The organism is Actinomycetota bacterium, from assembly GCA_019347575.1.
In the GTDB taxonomy this organism is placed as follows: Bacteria; Actinomycetota; Nitriliruptoria; order Nitriliruptorales; family Nitriliruptoraceae; genus JAHWKY01.
On the sequence record JAHWKY010000004.1, the window covers coordinates 12,410 to 34,177 of the forward strand.

General features: G+C 71.5%; 21 protein-coding genes. 17 read left to right on the top strand and 4 right to left on the bottom strand.

The annotated features are described in order from the left end of the window. Nucleotides 1–21: 21 nt before the first annotated feature. The 7 genes from KY469_03340 (at nt 22) to KY469_03370 (ending at nt 7,685) form a co-directional block, all read left to right on the top strand. Nucleotides 22–1,152, top strand: a complete 1,131-nt coding sequence (locus KY469_03340; protein ID MBW3662111.1) for an NYN domain-containing protein — start codon at nt 22–24, stop codon at nt 1,150–1,152. A 134-nt stretch (nt 1,153–1,286) separates the two neighbouring features. Next, entirely contained in the window at nt 1,287–2,585 is a 1,299-nt protein-coding gene (locus KY469_03345; protein ID MBW3662112.1) for a DUF3071 domain-containing protein, read from the top strand. 102 nt (nt 2,586–2,687) lie between these two features. Further along, nucleotides 2,688–3,377, top strand: a complete 690-nt coding sequence (locus KY469_03350) for a hypothetical protein (protein ID MBW3662113.1) — start codon at nt 2,688–2,690, stop codon at nt 3,375–3,377. Next, on the top strand, nt 3,374–4,705 hold the full coding sequence (locus KY469_03355) for a M48 family metalloprotease (GenBank protein ID MBW3662114.1): 1,332 nt from the start codon (nt 3,374–3,376) through the stop codon (nt 4,703–4,705). Before KY469_03350 ends, KY469_03355 begins: the two co-directional genes overlap by 4 nt. Further along, nucleotides 4,687–5,811: a glycosyltransferase family 4 protein gene (locus KY469_03360; protein MBW3662115.1), complete on the top strand. Its 1,125-nt coding sequence runs from the start codon at nt 4,687–4,689 to the stop codon at nt 5,809–5,811. Before KY469_03355 ends, KY469_03360 begins: the two co-directional genes overlap by 19 nt. Nucleotides 5,812–5,897: 86 nt before the next feature. Then, entirely contained in the window at nt 5,898–6,866 is a 969-nt protein-coding gene (locus KY469_03365; protein MBW3662116.1) for a DUF368 domain-containing protein, read from the top strand. Between the two features lie 30 nt (nt 6,867–6,896). Next, on the top strand, nt 6,897–7,685 hold the full coding sequence (locus KY469_03370; GenBank protein ID MBW3662117.1) for an alpha/beta fold hydrolase: 789 nt from the start codon (nt 6,897–6,899) through the stop codon (nt 7,683–7,685). Here KY469_03370 and KY469_03375 read toward each other — a convergent pair. Both KY469_03375 and KY469_03380 read right to left on the bottom strand, forming a co-directional pair. Next, a complete protein-coding gene (locus tag KY469_03375; GenBank protein ID MBW3662118.1) occupies nt 7,682–8,110 on the bottom strand; it encodes a hypothetical protein in 429 nt (142 codons plus the stop codon). The genes KY469_03370 and KY469_03375 overlap by 4 nt on opposite strands. Before the next feature lie 59 nt (nt 8,111–8,169). Beyond that, complete coding sequence (locus KY469_03380; protein ID MBW3662119.1) at nt 8,170–9,423, bottom strand: caspase family protein; 1,254 nt, start codon at nt 9,421–9,423, stop codon at nt 8,170–8,172. Nucleotides 9,424–9,496: 73 nt separating this feature from the next. Here KY469_03380 and KY469_03385 point away from each other — a divergent pair, with 73 nt between their 5' ends. From KY469_03385 to KY469_03420, 8 genes are all read left to right on the top strand, one after another. Beyond that, nucleotides 9,497–9,997 carry a hypothetical protein gene (locus tag KY469_03385; GenBank protein ID MBW3662120.1) on the top strand — a complete coding sequence of 167 codons (501 nt, stop codon included), beginning with the start codon at nt 9,497–9,499 and terminating at the stop codon, nt 9,995–9,997. Continuing rightward, nucleotides 9,994–10,716, top strand: coding sequence for a zinc ribbon domain-containing protein (locus KY469_03390; protein MBW3662121.1), 723 nt, complete (start codon nt 9,994–9,996; stop codon nt 10,714–10,716). Before KY469_03385 ends, KY469_03390 begins: the two co-directional genes overlap by 4 nt. An 86-nt stretch (nt 10,717–10,802) precedes the next feature. After that, complete coding sequence (locus KY469_03395) at nt 10,803–11,987, top strand: ArsA family ATPase (protein MBW3662122.1); 1,185 nt, start codon at nt 10,803–10,805, stop codon at nt 11,985–11,987. Further along, nucleotides 11,984–12,343, top strand: a complete 360-nt coding sequence (locus tag KY469_03400; GenBank protein ID MBW3662123.1) for a hypothetical protein — start codon at nt 11,984–11,986, stop codon at nt 12,341–12,343. Before KY469_03395 ends, KY469_03400 begins: the two co-directional genes overlap by 4 nt. Further along, entirely contained in the window at nt 12,340–13,275 is a 936-nt protein-coding gene (locus KY469_03405) for an ROK family protein (protein ID MBW3662124.1), read from the top strand. Before KY469_03400 ends, KY469_03405 begins: the two co-directional genes overlap by 4 nt. Then, entirely contained in the window at nt 13,272–14,249 is a 978-nt protein-coding gene (locus tag KY469_03410) for a carbamate kinase (GenBank protein ID MBW3662125.1), read from the top strand. Before KY469_03405 ends, KY469_03410 begins: the two co-directional genes overlap by 4 nt. Next, nucleotides 14,246–14,953, top strand: coding sequence for a hypothetical protein (locus KY469_03415; GenBank protein ID MBW3662126.1), 708 nt, complete (start codon nt 14,246–14,248; stop codon nt 14,951–14,953). The genes KY469_03410 and KY469_03415 overlap by 4 nt, the downstream gene beginning before the upstream one ends. After that, on the top strand, nt 14,950–17,061 hold the full coding sequence (locus tag KY469_03420; GenBank protein MBW3662127.1) for a prolyl oligopeptidase family serine peptidase: 2,112 nt from the start codon (nt 14,950–14,952) through the stop codon (nt 17,059–17,061). The genes KY469_03415 and KY469_03420 overlap by 4 nt, the downstream gene beginning before the upstream one ends. Before the next feature lie 276 nt (nt 17,062–17,337). Here KY469_03420 and KY469_03425 read toward each other — a convergent pair whose 3' ends face one another. Both KY469_03425 and KY469_03430 read right to left on the bottom strand, forming a co-directional pair. After that, complete coding sequence (locus KY469_03425) at nt 17,338–18,657, bottom strand: TIGR00300 family protein (GenBank protein ID MBW3662128.1); 1,320 nt, start codon at nt 18,655–18,657, stop codon at nt 17,338–17,340. Between the two features lie 32 nt (nt 18,658–18,689). Beyond that, nucleotides 18,690–18,896: a hypothetical protein gene (locus KY469_03430; protein MBW3662129.1), complete on the bottom strand. Its 207-nt coding sequence runs from the start codon at nt 18,894–18,896 to the stop codon at nt 18,690–18,692. 201 nt (nt 18,897–19,097) lie between these two features. Between KY469_03430 and KY469_03435 the strand changes: the two genes are divergently transcribed. Together KY469_03435 and KY469_03440 are read left to right on the top strand one after the other, a co-directional pair. After that, nucleotides 19,098–19,820, top strand: coding sequence for a 1-acyl-sn-glycerol-3-phosphate acyltransferase (locus tag KY469_03435; GenBank protein MBW3662130.1), 723 nt, complete (start codon nt 19,098–19,100; stop codon nt 19,818–19,820). A 152-nt stretch (nt 19,821–19,972) separates the two neighbouring features. Continuing rightward, the gene (locus KY469_03440; protein MBW3662131.1) at nt 19,973–21,700 is read left to right on the top strand and encodes an ABC transporter substrate-binding protein; all 1,728 of its coding nucleotides are present in this window, start codon (nt 19,973–19,975) and stop codon (nt 21,698–21,700) included. Nucleotides 21,701–21,768 lie beyond the last annotated feature (68 nt).

Genomic DNA, 21,768 nt, shown 5'->3' on the forward strand with positions numbered 1-21,768 from the left:
ACGGCGGTGCCCGTACCGACCGTGGATCTGCTCCTGAGCCTGTCCTCCGATCACTGGGCGACGTTGCAGCGCCACGTCCGTGCGGTCATGCACGAGCTGGAGCCGCCGGAGCTCACGCCGCGCCTGGTCCAGCTGCGCGCGCTGCCGGCCGGTCGGCTCGTTGGTGGGCGCGCACGACGTGATCTGTCGGAGGCACTCGCCCAGGGCGGGGCGCTGTGGACCGCAGCCGTGGGCGCCCTCCGCCACGACCCCGCCGCGGGTGAACTCGTCGAGGTGCTGCGGGGAAGCGAGCAGCCGGAACCGGCGCCCGCGCCCCCACCCCAGGGCGATGTCGCGCCCGATGCAGCGTCCGACGCCCTCCGGCGGCGCGTTCGGGAGGTGCTCGAGGAACGCGACGACGCGCGGCGGCGGTTCGAGGGAGCCGAAGCGCGTGCTCGTGCGGCGGGGGAACGCGTCGCGGCGGGCACCGCCGAACTCGACGCTGCCAACGCGCGTATCGCTGAGCTCGAGGACGAGCTCCGCAGCGCCGACGAGCGGCACCGCCAGGCCGTCGACCGGGAACGCCGCCGCGCGCAGTCCGAGATCGACGCGCTGACCGACGAACTCCGCCGACACCGGCGCCTCGCGGAGGAGCGGCGTGCCCGCTCACGACGACGTGCGGAGCAGGATGCCGCGGAGCCGACGTCCCCGCCTCCGACGCCGCCGCGACGGACGCCGCCGAGGACTCCACCCGACCCAGCCACGCTCCGTGCGGGCACGACCGAGCACGCTCAGGCGCACCTCCGTCGCGATCGACGGGTCATCGTCGACGGCTACAACGTCACCCGACAGCACCGCGGCGACGTGCCGTTGGCAGATCAGCGCGCCTGGCTGGTCAAGCTGCTCGAGCAGGCCGTCTCGCGCTACGGCATCAGGGCGACGGTCGTCTTCGATGCCGAGGAGGCGCTGCCACCGGGTTCGACGGCGCCCTCGCGGATCGTGACCGTGGTGTTCGCGAGCCGGACGGCCACGGCGGACGACGAGATCGTGTTCGAGGTCGAAGCCGCCGAGGACGTGCTCGTCATCACCGACGACCGCGAGCTACGCGAGCGCGTCGGTGCCGCAGGTGGGGACAGCGTGGGCACGCTGCCGTTCCTCTCGGCGGTGCAGTAGCCTGCCGCCCGCGAACGGCTACGGCGGGGGGCGGCCCGAGTCCTCGCGTCACCGTTCGTGGCCTCGCAGGCCGTCGGAGGGGCCTCCGACGCCGCCCGCGTCCGACGGCGCCCCGACACTCCGCGGAGGAACCGGTGATCGACGTCCACCTGATCGGCTACACCGCCGACCTGCGGTACGTCGTACTGGACCTCGACGCCGAAGCCGGTGGCCGCTACCGGCTCCTCATCGACGGCGACCTGTTCGCCACGCTCGACGAGGTGCATGAGCTCCGGATCGAGTCGGGACTCGCCGAACCCGGTACCCGCTCGCCCGGGTCGGTCGACGAGGGCCTCGACGAGGATGGTGACGTCGAGCCGGACGACGAGGCCGCTGTCAGCACCGACCTCGAAGACGACGAGCCGTTCTCGGCCGACGCGGCGCCGTCCCCGATCCCGTTGCTGCGAGATGCGGCCGAGGGTCTCGAGCGTGATGTGGCCGAGGCGACCGCGGCGGCTGATGCTCCGTTGAGCTTCATCGACGAGCACCTCGATCGCGATCCCTTCGAGGACCGTATCGACGACCGGTCACCGTTCGCTCCGCCGCGTGAGGGCAGTGCGGGCGGGGGCGTGCGCATCGTGCCTCGACCCGCGGACCCGCCGCCCCCGGCGCCGCTGTTCGACAGGCTCGACCTCGACGAAGATGATGACGACGAGCTCGGCCCGGCCGCAGCGGCCGACGAGGTCGCCGATGTCGAGTCCGCTCCCGAACCGGAACCCGAACCGGAACCCGAGCTGCAACCCGAGTCGGAACCCGAGCCCGCGCCCGAGCCGGAACCGGACATGGCCGAGCCGGAGTCCCGACCCCCACCATCGCCTCCCGAGCCCGAGTCCCGACCGCGTTCGCCGAGTCCTCGGCAGGAGCGTGCGCCCGAGCCGGCTCCCGAACCGCAACTCAGCCCGGCGGAGATCCAGGCGCTGCTGCGGTCGGGGAAGTCGCCGCGGATGGTCGCCGAGCAGGCTGGGACCGACGAGGCGTGGATCGAGCGCTGGCTGCCACCCATCCTCGAGGAGCGCGCCCGCATCCTGCGCGACGCACAGTCGATCAAGCTGGAACGACCGCGGCTGGGTCGATCCCGCGATGCACTCGGGGATGCGGTCCGCAAGAGCCTCAAGCGGCGCAACGTCGATCCGGAGGACGCTTCGTGGGAGACGACCCGGCGCGCCGACGGCCGCTGGCGGGTGAGCGTCCGGTTCCGGCACCGTGGCCGGAGCCGCACGGCGTCGTGGGTCTTCGATCCTCGCGAACGCGAGCTCGACGCTTCGAGCGAGCTGGCCCGCGACCTGGGCTTCACCCGACGACGCAACGGCACCTCCCCGAACAAGTCGGGGTCACGGGGTCAGGGCTCGGGCCGCCCGAAGGGCGGCGCGAAGGGCGGCGCGAAGCGTCGCTGAGCTGACGCGACGAGCACGTACCCTCCCCGTCCCATGCGTCGTCCCGTCGCTGTGTTCTGTGCCCTCCTCGCCCTGGCGGCTCCCGCCTGCGGCGGTAACAGCGTGGGGTCGCAACCCACCGCGCCGGTCGACGACACCTCGATCCGCGTCGCCGCGCTCCATGACGAGATGGCCGAGGTCGCGGAGCACCAACAGGTCGCCGACCTCGCCCTCGCCGATGCGCTCTCGGCCGTGCGCCGGCTGGAGGAGGTCGTCGCGCAGCTGCGTGATCCCGAGCGGGTGGACGACGCCCAGGACACGTCGGAGGGTGTGGACGCGGCGTTCACCGGCGTCGATCCCGCCCGTCTGCGGCAGCCGTTCATCGACCTCGCGCTCGCGGTCGACGACGCTCGTGCCACGCTGCGTTCCACCCGCGAGGTCCTCGACGAGGACTGGCAGCGGGGCTACCTCGACGCCGAGGACCAGGTCCTGACGGCCGTGCGGGCCTACGCCGAGACGGCCGACAAACTGGTCCAGGTGGTCGTGCGCCACTGGCCCACGTTCGAGTCCGCCCACGCGGTCGCCGCGCGGTTCGTCGAGCAGAGGTGGTTCTACCGCAGCGCACAGGAGGCTGCCGACGCGTTCGAGGTGCAGATCGGCGATCTGCTCCCACGACTCAACTCCGCGCAGCGAGAGATCGCCAAGTTCGTGGCGCAGCGTCAGGACGCCGCGAGGGCCGTCAACGAGGCATCCGAGACCGCGTCCCGGCACTGGCGCAGGCGTCCCGGTGGCGATCCCACACCGACGCCGTGAGACGTCCGTCGGGACGCACCCTCGTGGTGGCCGTCGCGGTCGCACTGGCCGTCACCGGTGTGGTCGCGAACCTCTGGCGGCCGGTCGCCCCGCCGCCCTCCGGCGGTCCGCCGGCGGTCGCGACGTTCCCGGTGGAGGTGTTGGCGGTGATCGAGCGCTACGCGATGCCCCGGTACCTGGCAGCACTCATGAGCCTGGTCCTGGCGACCGCCGTTCCCATCCTGGTGGTCGCGACCCGTCCGGGACGCCGACTCGTCGCGTGGCTCGCCGGACCGGAGGGGCGGCCGCGACCCCTCGCCGCCTTCGCCGTGGTCGGAGGCATCGTGCTCGCGGCTGCGATCGTCACGCTCCCCATCGACCTCTGGCGCGGTTACCTGCACGAGCAGGCGTGGGGGTTGCGCACCGCCGGCGCGGTGGGTTGGTGGCGTGACCACCTGCTCGACGTCGGCATCGTGACCGTGGTGGCCGGACTCGTCGGAGCCGGCCTGTTGACGGCGGTCCGACGCTGGCCGGCTTCGTGGCATTGGGGGCTGGTGCCCATCGTGACGCTGCTCGCCGCCGCGTTCGCCCTGGTCCTCCCCCTGATCGTCCAGCCGCTGTTCCTGTCGACGCAACCGCTCGCACCCGGCCCGGTACACGACGCAGTGGCGGAGGTGCTGACACGGGCGGGGGAGGACGAGCTCGAGGTCGAGGTGGCCGATGCCAGCCGTCGCACGACCCGGTCGAACGCATTCGTCACCGGCCTGGGACCAACTCGGCGGGTCGTGCTCTTCGACAACCTCGTGGCCGCCCCGGCGGATCGCGTGGCCGCGACCGTCGCCCACGAGCTCGCGCACCGCGAGCACCGTGACATCGCCCGTGGGATCCTACTGACCGCGTCCGGCGTGCTACCCGTCGCGCTGGTGCTGCGATGTCTGTGGGGATCGCGATGGGCGGCCGCACGGATGCGAGCCCGATCACCATCGGACCCACGTCTGCTGGCGGTCGCGCTCGCTTTGGTCGCGGTCGCCCAGGTGGTCGGCCAACCGGTCGCCAACTGGGTCTCCCGTCGGGCGGAGGCGAGCGCTGATCACCGCGCGGCGGAGCTGACCGACCGGCCCGAGGCGCTCATCGAACTCCAGCGTTCGTTCGTGCTGCGCGACCTCGCGAACCCCTCACCACCCGGCTGGGTGACGCTGCTGTGGGGCACCCATCCCTCGGTCTCTCGACGGATCCACGCTGCGGCGACGCAGGCCGACGAGCTGGACTGCGAAGGTGTCGGCCCGCCGCCGGGCGAGTGGCATCCCCGCCTACCCGTACGCTTCGGTCGATGCGCGTCCTCTGGGTGACCAACGACCTGCCGCCCCGGTCGGGCGGGATCGAGCAGTTCGTGCACAACCTGCTCGTCCGCGTCCACGCCGCGACCACGGTCGTGCTCGGTCCTGCCCACGGCGATGCGCGCGCTCACGATGCCGATGTCCCGTACCGGGTCGAACGCGCGGATGGGCCAGTGCGGCCAACGCGGGCCATCCGCGCCGACGTCGAGAGGTTGGTCGAGGACCACGATCCGGTCGTCGTGGTGCTCGGGGCGTCCTGGCCGCTGGGCGAACTCGCACCCTGGCTGCGGGATGGGCTCGGCCTCCCCGTCGTCGGTCTCACCCACGGGCTCGAAGCGGGTCTGTGCCGGATCGGGCTGGGCGCGCTCGTGCGGCGAGCGACCCGCAGCCTCGCCGCTGCGACGACCATCAGCGATTTCGCACAGGATGCGATGGGCGACCGTCTCGCTGCGCAGCGCATCCGTCGCATCCCCCCTGGTGTTGATCCCGACGTCTTCGCACCGGCGCGGCCGGGTGCCCTGGCGATGCGCACGCGTTGGGGTGTCCCCGATGACGCCCCGCTCGTCGGCTGCATCTCGCGACTCGTCCGCCGGAAGGGCCAGGACACCTTGCTGAGGGCCTGGCCGGCAGTGCACAACGCTCATCCCGGCGCGTGGCTCACCGTCGTCGGCACGGGGCCACTGGAGGGGACGCTGCGTGACGCGGCGCGGGATCTGCCGAACGTGGTCGTCACGGGCGAGGTCTCGTGGGCCGAGCTCGCGGACGCCCACGCCGCGTTGGAAGTGTTCGCGATGCCGTGCCGGACACGGCTGCTCGGAACCGACGTCGAGGGACTCGGCATCGTCTATCTCGAGGCCCAGGCTTGTGGTGTCCCCGTGGTCGCGGGGCGCTCGGGAGGCGCTCCCGAGGCCGTGCGCGATGGTGAGACGGGCCTGGTCGTCGACGGACGCGACGAGACGGAGGTCGCGGCCGCCGTGACCCGGCTGCTCAGCGACCGGGACCTGCGCGAGGACCTGGGGCGCGCCGGTCGTGAGTGGGTGCTGCAGAGGTGGACCTGGGACGTTATCGCTGAGCGCTTCGAGGGGCTCCTGGACGAGGTCGCGGCGGCGAAGCCGTAGGTCCGGTCGGGCGATCGTCCACCCCGCCGGTACCTTGCCGCCTGCCGTCGCCCCACATCCCTCCTGGAGATCCTCTCGTCGACGCCGTGACCACCCGGGACGACACCGCCGACACCGAGCCCCGGCCGCCGCTCGGTATCGCCGGGCAGCTGGTGCGCGGCTTCGCCATGGGCAGCGCCGATCTCGTGCCGGGCGTGTCGGGCGGGACGGTCGCACTGGTGCTCGGCATCTACGAACGCCTCGTCGACACCGTCCGCGACGGCGCGGTGATGCTCGGGACGCTGCTGCGTGGTCAGGTCCGCGAGGGTGTCGCGCGGTTCCGCGCCATCGACTGGCGCTTCCTGCTGCCACTGCTCGGTGGGATCCTCGCCGCCATCGTGACGCTTGCTGGCCTGCTCGGGACGCTGCTCGACGAGCACCCCGTAGCCATGTCGGGGTTCTTCGCCGGCCTCGTGGCAGGATCGATCGTGGTCACGTTGCCGGACGTGCGCCGTTGGGACGCGACGCGCGGAGCCGTCCTCGTCGGTGTGGCTGTGCTCACGTTCTTCGTGCTGGGTCTGCGCGGTTCATCGCACGACGAGGCCGCCGTGGTCGCCCTCGTGGGCGCCGGTGCGGTGGCCATCTGCGCCATGATCCTGCCTGGGATCTCGGGCAGTTTCATCCTGCTGATGATCGGGCTCTACGACCACGTCCTCGACCTGGTCCACGAACGTCGGGTGCTCGACCTCGCCGCAGTGGCGCTCGGGGCGGTCACCGGACTCGCGCTGTTCTCGACCGGCTTGTCGTGGCTCATCGACAACCACCGTGACACGGTGATCGCCGCTCTCATCGGCCTCATGGCCGGGTCGCTGCGGGTCCTCTGGCCGTGGCCAGCGACCTCCGGGGTCGGCGACACCCGCATCGAGGCTCCTGGCGACGCGATCGTGGCCGCGACGTTGCTCGCGCTCGGGGCGTTCGTCGTCGTTCTCGCCGTCGGCCGGTGGGGCCGCGTGCGGACGCCTCCTACGGGCGAGCACCCTCTGGGCGCGGATCGAGGCGTCCCGCTCAGTGGCTAGCCTGCGCCGCGCCGACCGGCAGGAGCTCGTGTGTCGACGATGACCTACCCCGTCATGGACGGTGCCGAGGCGTGGTCCTCGCCTGGCAAGGGCGACACCGCGCAGACCGGCGTGGTCGTGGTCCACGGGCTCACCGGCAACCCCCACTCGACCCGACCCATCGGCGAGCTGCTCGCCGACGATGGGTACGCCATCGAGGTCGTCCGCCTACCCGGTCACGGCACGCACTGGAAGGACATGGCCGCGACGCGCTACCTCGACTGGCGCGGCGAAGCCGAGCGCGTGACCGATGAGCTCAAGGGTCGCTGCGACCGAGTGGTCCTCGTTGGACTGTCGATGGGTGGGACGATCGCCCTCGACATCGCGTCACGCAAGCCCGAGGGTATCGCTGGTGTCGTGGCGATCAACGCGCAGCTGCTCGACCCCGATCAGTTCCTCGCCAAGCTGAGCCCCATCCTGCAGCACGTCGTCCCAGCCGTGAAGCGTGACCTGGCGGGCCTGCCTTCCGACGACATCGCCAAGCCGGGTGGGGACGAGCGCGCGTACGCGATGGTGCCCAGCAAGGCAGCGCGCTCCCTCGTGGTCGAGCTCCCGCGGATCCGGGCGCAGCTCATGGACCTCGAGATGCCGATCCTCGTCGCGTACTCGCCCCAGGACCACACGGTCCCAGCGAAGAACTCCCTGGCCATCAAGCGGCTCGCATCGAGGGCCGACGTCACCGAGCTCGAGCTGGCCCGCAGCTATCACGTCGCCACCCTCGACTGGGACCGCGACCTGTTGGAGCAGGCGATACTCGACTTCGTGAAGCGGGTCTCCTAGGCGGGGGGTTCCAGGACGAGGTCGGGTGGGGGGTCGGTGGGGATGCGCCAGACGATGAAGGCTTTGTCGAACTCCACGTGGTAGCGGTTCGCGGCCTCGACCATGGCGTCGAACGCGGTGTTGAACGCCTCGAGGTCGCCGGCCTCGAGGGCCGCGAGGACGGGTCGGCAGTCCGCGTCGATGAACGCCGTGATGGACTCCTGGTACTTCGGCCGCACGATCGGCACCGTGCGGAGCACCTTCAAGCCCGAGCGGAACAGGTACCGGGTGAGGTCCCAGTTCCCCGCCTGGGCCGCGTGCCACGACCCACCGATCCGCGGCCCGACCTCGGCCATGAGGCGGGCGGTACCCGGCAACGTCATCCCCAGCTCGTCGAGCGTTAGGCTCGACTTGCCGGTCGGGATGCTGATGTCGTCGGCGGTCACGGACGCTCCGGTCGGGCGGGGCCCGGAGGCTAGCTGACGTCCGTGTCAGGCTCTGGGTCTCAGCGATCGCAGAAGGGGTCGGGCAGCGTGCAGGGGTTCGGCTGGGGTGATGGACGGGGTCCATCCGGTTCCGGTTCGGGCTCCGAGGAAGGGGGCGGGGGTGGCGGCGGCGGCGGCGGCGGCGGGGGGATCCTCAGCGACAGCTCGCCAGCGAGGTCGTCCATCACGACGGCGGTCTGAGGACCGTGGGACTGGCGCTCCGTGCGCGTGTGCGCGCGCGGCCCCGCGTAGTGGAACGCCTCCTCGACCGTGACCTCACCATCGCCGTTGCCATCGCCGTACCCGGCCAATGCCTCGAACAGGTAGTAGCCGTAGACGGTGTTGCCCGTGGAGGGGTCCTCGTACGATTTCTGGTGCTCCGCGGAGGAGAACGTCAGCAGCCGGCCTGGCTGGCGTAGCCCGGGATCGGCGAACCCCGCGGCCTCACACGCGACCAGGTTCACCCACAGCGTCCCCGCCCGTACCGCCGCCATCCGGGCGACGAACTCGCTGTCCACCATGCGGTCGTTGTCGGTCGGCCACAGCCCCTCGTCGGGGATCTCGCCGTCGCCGTCGACGTCCACACCGTGCCACTGCTTGGTGTGGCCGGCGTAGTGGAACACCGCGACCGAGTCACCGTCGGTCTTGCGAGCTAGCCACGCGATCCCCTGCTCGAAGTTCTCCCGCGTGGCGACGTGGTCGGTCACGAGCACGATGTGGTCATCGCGCCACCCGAGCGCGAGCAGGTGGGCGCGCAGATCCTCGGCGTCCTGGCGTGACGTGAGGTTGTCCCGGGTCCGACCCGAGTGCTCGTTGATCCCGATCAGCAACGCCCACCGGGTGGTCGCGGGATCCGAGAGGTCCTGCACCGCTGCGGCCTGCGCCGGGAAGATCCGCTCGAAGCGCGCCTGTGCGGGGTCCGGCGGCGGGGGTGGTGGCTGCGCGGCCTGGTCGGGCGCCATGGCAGGCGGCGGGGGAGGCGGACGACGCACGGCCGGCGCGGTCGCGTCGGCGCCGGCGTCGTCAGGTGTCGTGACGCGGAGGTCACCCGGCTCGGCGGTCTCCGTCGAGTCGGGCGTCTCGGTCGAGGCGTCCGCCCAACGGGGAGCCGCGGTCGGCGGCTCCGGCCAGCGGGAGAGGTCGTCGGCTGACACCTGGGTGACGGGCGGAGCGGCGGTCGACGCGCCGGACCCATCCTGGTCGGGGCGGTCACGGAGCCGTGCATCGAGCACGCTCAGCTGCACGATCAGCAGTAGCGCTGCCAAAGTGGCCAAGGGCCGCACGTCGCCGTCCCTCTCCCCAGCGGTCTCCCCACCGCCGGTGTCGAACGAGGCTACCGGTACGCTCGTGGCGATGGATCCGCACGACACCGCCCACCAGTCCACCGACCCTCCCCGTTCCGACCTGCACCTCGACGACGACGGTTTCGTTCGCGCCCCGGTACCGCTGGTGTACCGGCGCATCACCGACATCGCGGCGTGGGAGGAGTGGTGGCCGGGGTTGAAGGTCGAGCCCCGATCAGCCCCAGGGGAGGCCGAGCGGTTCGACCTCACGCTGCGGCGTCGGACCGCGCTGGGCTCGCTGCGACTCGAGATCCGCCCGCACTCGTGGCAGCACCACGACCGGTTCTCCTTCGAGTACCGCGGCGCGCTCGTCGGCCACGGTCAGTGGTGGCTCGAAGCCGGCTGGGGCGGCACGGTCGTGCACCACTGGTTCGTCGGGCACAGCGAACGCAGACAGCCCTTGAAGGTCCTCGCGGCCTACCGCCGCGCGTTGCGCCGTGGCCTGTGGGGGTTCAAGGACCACGTACAGTCGCTCGTGAGGACCGAAGCGGGGCGCCCCGCGTGAGGTGCCCGGCGTGCAACGCCCGCAACCCCGATGGCGCCGAGTGGTGCAGCCAGTGCTTCACCGACCTGCGCACTCCGACTCCGCAGCCCACACCTCCGCCGCCGGTCGAGGAGCACGATCGCCCCGTGCCCGCCGCGGTCGGCGCCGCGCCGTCCGTGCGGTCCGAAGGCGCCGTCGAGGGCTCGGCCCGGTTCCGCCGGACGGACCAGGGGATCGACTGGCGCTGCGCTGCCTGCGACACGTGGAACCCGCTGGAGGTGACCAGCTGCACGGTGTGCGGGGCGGCGTTCGCGCGGACCCTCCGTGCGGACGAGCCGGAGGGACCGCAGCCGGTGGAGCTGTCCGAGGGCGTCGCCCTGGCGGCCTCAGTCGCGCTGCCGGGCCTGGCGCACATCCTCGCCAAGCGCACCGCCACCGGCGTCCTCCGCGCGCTGTTCTTCGTCTCGTGGGTGGTAGGGGGCGTGCTGCTGGCGCGCGAAGCGGCCGGCAGCGGCCAGGCGATCACGGCCAGCCTGCCGCTCTTCCTCGGGGCGCTGATCATCTGGGTCGGTTCGGTCCTCGACGCCCAGGCGATCACCCGGACGGGCGAGGACGTGGTCCTCGTCCCGAGGGTGTTCATGTGGGTGGTCGTAGGCGTCGTGGGGCTGCTGATGGTGACGTTCCTGGCCACGTCCCTCAGTGTCGGTGGCAGCGAGACCACCGTCGACGTCCCGGGCTGACCCGCCCCCCGCTTCCCGTGTCCGACGGGCCTCCGCTAGCCTCGCGTGTCTCACGTCCGACCTCCCGACCGGCAGGGTCCACCCTCTTGCGTATCCAGCTGTTCACGGGCAAGGGCGGCGTCGGCAAGACCAGCGTCGCAGCGGCGACCGCGGTCCGCGCGGCCGATCGTGGACTGCGCACGCTCGTGACCTCGACCGATCCCGCGCACTCGCTCGCTGATGCCTTCGATGTTGTGCTCGGCGACCGTCCGACCCCGGTCGCGACCCGCCTCGATGCACAGCAGATCGACGCCCAGACCCGGCTCGAGCAGCACTGGCGTGACGTGCGCGACTACCTCGTCGAGCTGCTCTCCTGGGGTGGCATCGGCGACGTGCAGGCCGAGGAGCTGGTCCTGCTGCCCGGTCTGGACGAGATCTTCAGCCTCATCGACCTCCGGCGCCACGCCGAGTCGGGGGACTACGACCTCGTCGTGGTCGACTGCGCCCCGACCGCCGAGACGCTCCGTCTGCTCGCTCTCCCCGACGCTCTGCGCTGGTACGTCGACCGGATGCTGCAGCCCAGCCGGCGCCTGGCGCGGGCCGTCAGGCCGCTCGCGTCGCGCGTCACCGCGATGCCCCTGCCGGAGGACGGCGTCTTCAGCGTGGCCGAGCGGGTCCACGAGGATCTCGCCGACGTGCACGCGCTGCTGCAGGACAGCACGGTCGCCACGGTGCGGCTGGTCGTGAACGCCGAGCGGATGGTCATCGCCGAAGCCCTCCGCACCGCCACCTCGCTGTCGTTGTTCGGCTACGCGACCGACGCGGTCGTGGTGAACCGTCTCTTCCCCGACGACGTGACCGACCCCTACCTGCAGCGCTGGAAGGACGTCCAGGCGGAGCACCTCACCACCGTCCGGAGCTCGTTCGAGCCGACGCCGGTCCTCACCGCGCCCCTGTTCGCGGACGAACTCATCGGTGTCGGTGCCCTGCGAGCTCTCGGCGACGCGGTGTACGGGGACCGCGACGAGGCCTCGATCCTGCAGCGGTCGAATCCGATGGAGCTCGAACGCCGCGACGGTGGGTACCTGCTGCGCCTGCGGTTGCCCTTCGCGGGGCGGGAGGACGTGGACCTCTACCGCCGCGGCCACGACCTGTACGTCAAGGTCGCGGGTTCGAAGCGCACCGTGCCCCTGCCCAGCACCCTCCACCGTTGCGAGGTGAGCGGGGCCCGCCTCACCGACGGCGTCCTCGAGGTCCGCTTCGCCGTGCCGGCTACCACGGTGTCGTCGTGAGCTCCGCCTCCGCTCCGGACGGTGGGCCCCGCCGACCCTGGTGGGCGAGCCCGCCGGCCGGCGCGAGCGACGGGGCCGCAGCGTCTGGCGATCGACCACACGCGCCCGACACCGCGTCTCAGGACGGCGACCACGGTGGTGGCGACGCGCACGAACATGTGCACGTCGATGCGTGCCAGGTCTGCCCCGTCTGCTCGTTCCTGCGGGTCGCCGGTGAGGTCAGGCCCGATCTCGTGCACCACCTGGCCGAGGCTGCCCGGCAGGTGACGTTGGCGGCGAAGGCGGTCCTCGATGCGCAGGCACGAGGCTGGGACCGTCACACCGGGCTGCAGCACGTCCCGCTCGACGAGGAGTGAACGCCACGCCGATCCAGGCCGTCGGCATCGACGTCGGCGGTACCAAGCTGGTCGCGGCGGCGATCGCCCACGACGGCAGCATCGTCGAGCGAGCACGGCGCGTCAGCCCGGCGGGTGATGCCGAGGCGCTCCTCGATCTGATCGCTGCGCTCGCCGAGGAGCTCGGTCCGGGGGCGCCGGTGGGGATCGGCGTGGCGGGCATCGTGGACCGCGGGGGAGTGCTCGTCTACGCGCCCAACCTCGATCTGGTCGATCTGCCGATGGGGCCGGCGCTCGAGGAGCGATTGGGCCGCCGGCCCGTGGTCCTGAACGACGCCAGCGCCGCCGTCGTCGCCGAGAGTCGGCTCGGCGCGGCGGCGGGGTCGCGCGACGTGGTGCTGCTCACGCTCGGCACCGGCGTCGGGGGCGGACTGGTCGTGGATGGCTCGGTCGTCGAGGGGGCGAACGGCTTCGCGACCGAACTCGGACACCTCATCGTGCACGAAGGTGGTCGGCGCTGTCCCTGTGGGAACCTCGGTTGCCTCGAGGCCTACGCATCGGGCACGGCGATCGGAGTGCTGGGTCGCGAACGCGTCGAGTCTGGCGTCTCGACGACGCTCGCGGATGTCGACCCCATCGACGGCAAGGCCGTCAGCGCTGCGGCCCAGGCTGGCGATCAGGTGGCCCGCGACGTGCTGACCGAGATGGGGCACTGGCTGGGTGTGGGCCTCGCCGGCCTCGTGAACGCCCTCGACCCCGAGGTCGTCGTCATCGGGGGAGGGGCCGCCTCCCACACCGCCGGATACGTGCTGCCGGCGGCAACGGCGTCGATGTCCGCACGCGTGATCGGCACGCCCCGGCGCAAGCCGCCTTCGATCGTCCTGGCGCAGCTCGGTGACGACGCGGGCATGCTCGGCGCGGCGCTCGTGGCCGTCGAGCGGGAGGGCCCGTGAGGCTCGTCGTCGCCCTGGGCGGCAACGCGCTCGACGCCAACACGCGCGCCGGCGAACGCGCACGCATCACCCGCACCGCCCAGCAGCTCGGTGACCTGTGCCTGGCCGGTCACGAGGTCATCGTCACGCACGGCAACGGGCCTCAGGTCGGTGAGCTACTGCTGGACCAGGAGGCTCGGATCGGCGGCGGTCGGGCGCGTCCGCTGCGACTCGACGTGCTCGTGGCGATGACCCAGGCGCAACTCGGCTACCGGCTGCAGCAGACCCTGATCACCGAACTGCGCGGTCGCGGCGACGGGCGCGGGGTCGTGGCGGTGGTGACGCAGGTCGTCGTAGCCGTCGACGACCCGGCGTTCAGCCGTCCCACCAAGCCGATCGGGCCCCGGTACGAAGAGCGTCCCGGAGGCAGCGACAGCTGGGCGCGCACGAGCAACGGTCGCTGGCGCCGGGTCGTACCGAGCCCACGACCGCAGGAGATCGTCGAACGCGATGCCCTCCGGGCCATCGTCGCCGAGGGGATCGTCCCGATCTGTGCAGGTGGCGGCGGCGTCCCGGTCGTGGCGGCGGGCGAGCGCCTGCGCGGGGTCGAGGCGGTCGTGGACAAGGACACGACGTCGGCGCTGCTCTGCTCTGACCTCGACGCGGAAACCCTGCTCATCCTGACCGATGTCGACGCGGTACACGTCGGCTACGGGACGCCAGACGCTCGGCCGCTCGCGCGCTTGACCGTCGGAGACGCGCGTGACCTCGTCGTGTCAGGGGAGGCTGCGGCGGGCAGCATGGCGCCCAAGCTGTTGGCGGCCGCCCGGGTCGTGGAGGAGGGGCGGGGCGCGGTGATCTGCCGCTTGGGAGAGGCCGCTGCCGGCCTGGCAGGTACGGCGGGCACCCGGCTGGTACCGGGTCCGGCCAGCGGCGACTACCGTCGATCCGCTGGGGAGCCGGGACCGACGGCAACAGGAGAGCCGCGAGCGTGATCCGGTTGGTCAACTACAACACCAGCGGCGCGGTCGACGTGGACGCGCTCGGTGCGGTGATCCGCGGGCTGCGACCCGACGTGGTGTGCCTGACCGAGGTGGGATCGTCCCGGGCGGTGCGCCGCATCGCGAGTCGGAGCGGTCTGCACGTCGCCACACGGGTGGGGCGACGTCGAAGCACGGTGGCCATCCTCGCGGGCGAGCGGGTCCGCGTGCTGAGCCGATCCAAGCACGAACTCTCCGCGCCCGAGGGTGCCCCGAAGCGTGCGGCGGCACTGGCGATCCTGGGTCTGGGGTCGCTGCGTTTCGCCGTGATGGCGGTCCAGTTCGGCTTGAGGCCCGAGGTGCGGATCACGAACGCGGCCGAGGTCGAGACCGTCCTCGCCAAGGTGGAAGCGCCGATCCTGGTCGCGGCCGATCTCAACGAGACGCCTGCGGGAGGTGCGGCGCAACGGTTCGCCGAGGTTCTCCAGGACGCGTTCGCGGTGGCCGGCGAGGGCCGCGGCGAGACCTACCCCAACCCCGAACCCAGCGCTCGACGCGACATCGTGTACGTGGGACGCGAGCTGGAGGTATCGCGGTGCTGGGTCCCCAGCGCCGCGCCCGTCGACGTCGCGAGCCACCACCGTCCCGTGTGCGTCGAGTTCGCCGGTCGTGACGACGACGAGGATCATCTCAGGCGTACGGCGGAGTCCGCCGCGTGAACTCGTCCGACTTCCCGCGCCAGCTCGCGCAGACGCGCCGGTTCACGGCGGGCCGTCCGAGGTCGTTCACCGTCGCGCCGAGCGGGCGTCACGTGCTCTTCCTCCGCTCGTCGCGTGGTGACGACCCCGTGAACAGCCTCTGGCACCTGGACCTCGAGGATGTGAGCGAGACCTGCCTCGTCGATCCGCGCTCGCTGCCCGCCGGCGACGAGGATGCGGAGCTGCCACCTGAGGAGAGGTCGCGGCGGGAGCGGGCGCGCGAGATGTCGGCCGGGATCGTCCGGTACGCGAGCGACCGGGACGTGACCGTCGCGCTGTTCGCCCTCGACGGTCGCACGTTCCGCGTCGACACGGCCGATGGCGCGGTCGTCGAGATGCCGCTGCCGGACGGGGCGTTCGATGCCCGCCCGGACCCCGCCGGAAGACGGGTCGCGTTCGTCCACGGAGGAACGCTGCACGTGCTCGACGGTGACGAGGTGCGGACGCTGGTGGACGAGGGCGGCGACGACGTGTCCTGGGGCGAGGCCGAGTTCGTCGCTGCCGAGGAGATGGGCAGGACGCGCGGCTTCTGGTGGAGCCCGGACGGAGAGCGGCTCCTCGTGGCACGCGTGGACGTCGGCCACGTGGCGAGCTGGACCATCGCCGACCCCGCGCGCCCCGAGCTGCCGCCCTCATCTGTCCGTTACCCACACGCGGGTTCGTCCAACGCCGATGTCACGCTGTGGCTCGTCGGGCTCGATGGCAGCCGGAGGCAGGTGACCTGGGACCGTCAGGACCTGCCCTACCTCGCCACCGTGGCGTGGGACCGATCGGCGCCACCGACGCTATCGGTGCAGTCCCGCGACCAGCGTCGCCTCGTGGTGGTGAAGGTGGACCCTCAGGACGGAGCCACCGAGCCGGTCCGGGAGATTACCGACCGGCGGTGGGTCGACCTCGTACCGGGCGCTCCGGCCTGGCTCGATGGCGGCCTGCTCACCGTCGAGGTCGATGCCGACGTGGACACGTCCCGGCTCCACCTCGACGGCGAACCGGTCACGCCGCCGGGCATGCAGGTGCGCGCGATCCTGCACGCGGATGACGACGCCGCCTGGGTCAGCGCGAGCACCGATCCGCTCGACGTCGGCGTCTACCGGGTGACACGGGACGGTGTCCCCGAACGCCACGTGACCGCCCCGGGCGTCCACGGTGCCGCGGTCGAGGGTGACGTGACGGTGACCGTCGCCGCGACCCTGGAGCAGCCGCCGACCGTGACGGTCCAACGCGCGGGCACCGACGTGGCGACCATCGCCTCGATGGGGGAGGACCCCGTCGTCAGCCCCGCCCCGCGCTTCCTCGACCTCGGCACGTCATCGTTGCGGGCGGCACTGCTGCTTCCGACGCACGACGAGGGCGGGACGCTGCCGGTCCTGGTGTCGCCGTACGGCGGTCCGCACGCCCAACGCGTCCTGCACGCCCGCGACCATCACCTCGTGTCGCAGTGGTTCGCCGATCAGGGCTTCGCGGTGCTCGTGGTCGACGGCCGCGGTACACCCGGACGCGGGCCGGCGTGGGAGCGCGCGGTCCACCGGGACCTGGCGCAGCCCGTGCTCGAGGACCAGGTGATCGCGCTGCGCGAGGCCGCGGCGATCGAGCGGCGCCTCGACCTCGGACGCGTGGGGATCCGCGGCTGGTCGTTCGGCGGCTTCCTCGCGGCGCTCGCGGTCATCCGACGCCCCGATGTCTTCCACGCGGCCGTCGCCGGGGCCCCGGTGGCCGACTGGCGGCTGTACGACACCCACTACACCGAGCGCTACCTCGGGCTGCCCGACGCGGACCCCGACGCGTACCGGCGCAGTTCGCTGGTGGACGAGCACGGCCAGCTCGTGGACGCCTCCGAGCCTCCCCACGACCGCCACCCGGCCCTGCTCATCGTCCACGGACTCGCCGACGACAACGTCGTCGCGGCACACAGCCTGCGGCTGTCGCACGCCCTGCTGGCCGCGGGGCGGCCCCACGCCTTCCTCCCGCTCAGCGGTGTGACCCACATGACGCCGCAGACCGTCATCAGCGAGAACCTGCTCCGCCTCGAGCTCGACTTCCTCCGCGGGGCGCTCGGCAACTACTCGTGAGCAGGCGACGCTTGGAACGGTGGTTTCGCCGAGCACCCGGTCCGGGGCGCGGTGCTCCTCGGCACTGGCTCAGGCGTGCTCGCGGCGGTGCTGTTCGCAGTAGCTTTCCATGGCCCCTCCCCACTGGCGTCCGGCATCGGCACCGGCGTAACGATCGGGGTCTTCCTCTACATCGCTGATCGGGCGGGATGGTTCCCCCCGCCCTGAGACGCTCGACCGATAGCATGCGACGGAACGCGGTTGGCTCCAGCTGCTCCGTCCAGACCGTCGCCGCCGTCAGTCGGGGCGCCCCTCGCGGTATGTCGCTGCGTGCATCTGGGCCACCTCACGCGACCGCTGCAGCTCTTCGGCGAGCTCGGTGGGCGCGAGCTCCTCGGCGAGCTCCTTGACGAACAGCCCCACATCGGTCACGACCCCCGTGGCCTGCGCCGAGCCGCGGTCGGCGAGCTTGGTCACGGTGGCGAGGTTGATATCGACGCACACGAGCGGGACCTCGGCGGGGAGCATGTTCCCGGTCGCGATGCCGTGCAGCATCGTGGCCACGACCAGGCAGAAACCGACCCGTGGACGGTCCTCGGCATCCCACAGCCGCTCGCGCATCCGTGCCTGCGCGACCATCATGTCCAGGATGACGTCCGGGAGCGGACCGTCGTCACGCGGCGAGGCGGCGAGCACGACGTCGACACCGTGCTTCACGCACGCGTGCATGATCCCGCTGGTGACCACCCCGTCCTCGACCGCCGCCGCGATCGACCCGGCACGCCGCACCGCGTTCACCGCGCGGATGTGGTGACTGTGCCCGTGCTCGGTGGGGACACCGAGAGCCTGTGACACGCCCAGGCTCGTGCCGTACATCGCGGACTCGATGTCGTGGGTGGGCAGGGCGTTGCCGGCGAACACGACGTTCACGTAGCCGGCACGGATCAGCGCCACCATCGGCGCGATGGACCCGGTGTGGACGAGGGCTGGCCCCGCGACCCACAGCACTTCCTTGTTGGCGTCGCGACACGCCCGCATGCCGTCGGCGACGCCTTGGACGAGCAGTCCCTGCGGCTTCTCGCTGGAGACGTCCGAGGTCATGAAGCCGAACGTCTCGCCGACGCCGCGAGGCTGGCCGGGGGAGGGGATCGAGCGGTCGGGCCGCACGCGGACGCCCTGGTAGCCGACGACCAGCCGGTCGCCGACACGCACGTCCCCGACGGGGCGCGTGCGCGCCGTGACGGTTCCGTCCACTTCGCGCAGGACGATGCCGCAGTCCATCTCGGGTCGGGCGACGTCGACCCAGCGACCGGCGACCCGGACCTGAGTCGGCAGGTTGGTGGTCGAGTAGAACCCCGTCGGGAAGCAGCCGTCGAGGTCGGCTCGCGCCACCTTCGCGTCGGTGTCGACCAGAGGTGCCGCCCCGAAGTCCCCGATCGAGGCCAGGATGTCCGCGAGCTTCTCGGCGGTCGCCGCCGTCACCGAGAGCACGACGCGTGATTCGTCGTCGTGGCGCTTGCCGACGTCGAAGTCGGCGATCTCGTAGTCGGCACCGTGCTCGATGATGGTGTCGAGGACGAGCTGCAGCTGGCCACTGTCGATCAGGTGCCCGCTCATGTGGACGGTCTCAGATCGCACGTCCCGCTCCTTCACCCAGCCCCGGGCCCGTAGTCGCGGTCACGATCGCCTCGCCACGACCGCAGTGCGATGACGACGATCACCGCCCCGACGAACACGAGGATCCGGAACAGACCCGGGACGACCTGGATCGCGATCGTCGCGGCCACCACCACGACGATCAGCGGCGCCGCGTTCCGCAGGCGCTCCATCACCAGCGGCCGCTGTGGATCGTCCACGGGATCGTCGTTCAAGCTTCGCCTTCCCGTAACACGTCGGACACGCGGTGATGGGAGTATCGCGGCAGGTGAGCACGGCTACCACCACGCGTGGGAACCGGCGGTCGGGCAGCCTCGACTCCGGGGCGCCGACGCCGTAGGCTCGGACGTCGGGAAGCCGTGGTGTCAACGCTGTCGATGCGAGGAGCCGACGTGCCAGGGATGCGGGATGCGCCTCCCCTGTACCGGTTCCTCAAGAAGGTCCTCCCCCCGGTCATGAACCGGGCCTTCAAGGTCCACATCGAGGGCTTCGAGCACCTGCCGGATCGCCAGCCGGCGATCCTGGCCGCCAACCACCTGTCGTTCATCGACTCGATCTTCCTGCCCCTCAACGTCCCGCGGCCGGTGTACTTCCTGGGCAAGGCTGACTACTGGGACTCGTGGCGGACACGGTGGTTCTTCGCCGGCACCGGCGTGGTCCCGGTGGATCGAGCGGGCGGGGACGCGTCGGAGCGCGCGCTCAACACCGGCATCCGCATCCTGCGCAGCGGCGATCTGCTCGGGATCTACCCCGAGGGGACGCGCAGTCCCGATGGCCGGCTGTACCGCGGGAAGACCGGGCCCGTGCGCATGGCGCTCACCGCGGACGTCCCGATCGTGCCCGTCGGGCTCATCGGCACCGACCGGACGTTGCCCACCGGCAGCTACGTCCCCCGGCTCGAGCCCGTGACGATCCGCTACGGCCGTCCGCTCGACTTCTCGCGCTACCTCGACAAGGCTGACGACCCGTTCGTGCTGCGTTCGGCGACGGATGAGCTGATGTTCGAGCTCATGATGCTGACGGGGCAGGAGTACGTCGACGAGTACGCCTCCAACGTCAAGAGCGGCGAGGTGCAGCTCGACAGCCACGGTGGCGAGTCGGACGACCTGCGGCGCGCCGGCTGACGGCGAGTTCGCGCGGAGCGCGCGTCACGGTTCCTACTACCCCTATCGTAGAAACCCCGACTAGTCTGCCTTGCGGCCGCCACCCCACGCGGCTTCGCGTAGCACCGCGCGTGCGACCCACGCGTCACCCGAACCCGGAATGGGGGAAGTGCATGAGGATCAAGAGGCACCTGCGTCTCGTCGCGTCGTTCGCGGCGGTGGCGATGCTCGCCGTCGCCTGCGGCGGTGACGACACCACGGAGCAACCAACCGGAACCGACACCGGCACTGGCACCGAGACCGCCGAGCCGACCGAGACCGCTGCCGGCGACGGCACGCTCGTCTTCGGCACGTCCGCCGATCCCGTCGTGCTGGACGGTGCGCTCGTCTCGGACGGCGAGACGCTGCGTGCGATCGACCAGATGTTCGAGGGCCTGGTCGGGCTCGAGCCCGGCGGCACCGAGATCCGGCCGCTGCTGGCGACCGAGTGGGAGGCGTCCGAGGACGGTCTCGCCTGGACCTTCACGCTGCGTGAGGGCGTGACGTTCCACGACGGCACCGAGTTCAACGCCGCCGCGGTCTGCTTCAACTTCGACCGCTGGTACAACTTCACCGGCTCGTTCCAGAACCCCGATGCCACCTACTACTGGCAGACCGTCTTCGGTGGGTTCGCGACGCAGGACGTCGAGGGTGTCCCCGAGGAGTCGCTGTACGAGTCCTGCGTCGACAACGGCGATGGGACGGTGACCCTCAACATCACCAGCCCGTCGGCGTCGTTCCTGTCGGCGCTCGCGCTGACGAACTTCACCATCGCCAGTCCCACGGCGCTCCAGGAGTTCGGGGCGGACGAGGGTGAGGTTGGTGACGACGGCCTGTTCCGTCCCACCGGGACCTACGGCACCGAGCACCCGGTCGGGACCGGCCCCTTCATGTTCGAGTCGTGGACGCGAGGTGACCGGCTGGTCATGGCGCGCTTCGACGACTACTGGGGTGAGGTCGAGGGCAACATCGAGACCCTGATCTTCCGTCCGATCGCCGAGGGGGCCGCCCGCCTCCAGGCGCTGCAGTCGGGCGAGATCGACGGCTACGACCTCGTTGCGCCCGAGGACTTCGAGACCATCGAGAGCGACCCGGATCTGCAGCTGCTGACGCGTCCGGCGTTCAACATCGGCTACATCGGGTTCACCCAGACCGCCAACGAGGCGCTCCAGGACCGCGTCGTCCGGGAGGCCATCATGATGACGGTGAACCGACAAGCGGTCGTGGACGGCTTCTACGCCGGTCAGGGCGAGGTCGCGCACGCGTTCATGCCACCGGAGCTGTTCGGCTACGCCGATGACGTGACGCAGTACGAGTTCGACCCCGAGGGTGCCGTGGCGCTGCTGGAGGAGGCCGGTCACACGCTGCCGATCCAGCTGCAGTTCGCGTACCCGACGGACGTGTCACGCCCGTACATGCCCAACGCGCAGGCCAACGCCGAGGCGTTCGCCGCGGACCTGGAGGCCCAGGGTGCGTTCGAGGTCGAGCTGGTCTCCGACACCTGGAGCCCCGACTACCTCGGCAAGGCGTTCGCCGGTGACTACGAGCTGTACCTGCTGGGCTGGACCGGCGACTTCGGCGATCCCGACAACTTCCTCGGGACGTTCTTCCAGACGCCGAACCAGCCGGAGTGGGGCTTCGAGGAAGCGGCGATCCACGACATCCTCGACGAGGCGGAGTCGGAGACGGACGTCGACGCCCGCACCGCTCTGTACGAGGAGGCGAACCGCCTCATCGCCGACTACATCCCGGGCGTGCCGTACGTGCACACCCAGCCGGCGTTGGCGTTCCGTGCGAACGTGACCGGCTACCAGCCGAGCCCGGTCTCGCTGGAGCCGTTCTCGCTGGTCACGGTCAGCTAGCCAGGTAGTACGAACGACGAGAGGGGGGCGGCCACGTGGCCGCCCCCCTCTCGGCTGAGCCAGCACTT

Bases quoted from the DNA above. Each gene is read 5' to 3' on its own strand.
- KY469_03425 (MBW3662128.1), bottom strand. From the start codon at position 18,657: ATGAGCGGGCACCTGATCGACAGTGGCCAGCTGCAGCTCGTCCTCGAC.
- KY469_03360 (MBW3662115.1), top strand. From the start codon at position 4,687: ATGCGCGTCCTCTGGGTGACCAACGACCTGCCGCCCCGGTCGGGCGGG.
- KY469_03435 (MBW3662130.1), top strand. From the start codon at position 19,098: ATGCGGGATGCGCCTCCCCTGTACCGGTTCCTCAAGAAGGTCCTCCCC.
- KY469_03440 (MBW3662131.1), top strand. From the start codon at position 19,973: ATGAGGATCAAGAGGCACCTGCGTCTCGTCGCGTCGTTCGCGGCGGTG.